This window comes from Cerasicoccus frondis, assembly GCA_031296915.1.
In the GTDB taxonomy this organism is placed as follows: domain Bacteria; phylum Verrucomicrobiota; class Verrucomicrobiia; order Opitutales; family Cerasicoccaceae; genus Cerasicoccus; species Cerasicoccus frondis.
The window spans coordinates 1-943 of sequence record JAVDPC010000064.1; the positions used below are offsets into that span (position 1 = coordinate 1).

Consider the following 943-nt stretch of genomic DNA (forward strand, 5'->3'; position numbering starts at 1 on the left):
CGAACGTGGAGGGTATATGCGCAAAATGCGTCAGCATTTTTCGTCATATATCCCGACTGGTTATGCTGTTTCTTTTATTATGAGCGATTCCAACTTCTTTTTGTGTCGAATGAGTTTTAACAGCTGGAAGGGAAGAGCAGATGTCCAAAGAATTAGGAAACCTAAAGTATTCGTTCCATTGCTTCCTACTTTTATTCCGTTGAGTAATGCGATTGAGAGAACTATGAATCCGAAACCGAAAATCCATAGGCCCCAGCAAGTGTTAATTATGATTCTTTTGCTTTTTTGGGCTTCGTGTATACTTGACTTGGATTTCAGCTTCATTGTTTCAGTTGCATAACGCGGAGGGGATGCGCGGAGAGTAGCGCGGCAGCGCTACTCGGAGTTGTCATCTCCCGACTGGTTATGCCTCGCTACTTGTTTCATTTTTAATGGTTTTTTCCAGAAACTGCCGCACCTCTGGGTGTCTACCTGCGTGATCCAAAATCGAGTTCTTAGTGTCTTTAACCTTTGTCGTCGCTCCTTTGGAAATCAATAGCTGGACTACTTCAAGATGACCATTCCTGGTTGCTCGAACAAGTGGTGTAGTTTGTTCGATATATCCACTTTCTTCTATCTCTCTTAATCCTTCAATATCCGCACCGTATTCTAATAAAGTGCGAATGACAGAAACGAACCCTTCCGAACTTGGATAATAGATTGGAGGGTATCCATTTTCGTCCAAAGCGTTTGGTGAGCATCCTCTTTTCACTAGCTCTGGAATCAGCTGCGAGAAGTCGCAATCGCACGCCCAGTGCATAACGCTGATTCCTGACTTCTCGATGTCTAGCAAATCCGGATTGCGTGACAGTATTGAAAGGGTCTCTTCCAAATTCTTGCCCTCTATCGCTCGATTTAGTTCTCTCGTAAGTTCGCTCAAATTGTCAGTTTCCTTTTTGCATAA

Annotated in this window: 2 protein-coding genes; one reads left to right on the forward strand and one right to left on the reverse strand. The window is 43.5% G+C overall.

Annotation, left to right across the window (positions count from 1 at the left end; genetic code table 11):
• Window positions 1-340: hypothetical protein (locus RBB63_RS23565; RefSeq protein ID WP_309387894.1), on the forward strand; the 340-nt coding region annotated here is incomplete at its 5' end.
• Window positions 341-403: 63 nt separating this feature from the next.
• On the opposite strand, the gene RBB63_RS23570 is transcribed toward RBB63_RS23565, so the two are convergent.
• Window positions 404-943: ankyrin repeat domain-containing protein (locus RBB63_RS23570; RefSeq protein ID WP_309387895.1), on the reverse strand; the 540-nt coding region annotated here is incomplete at its 5' end.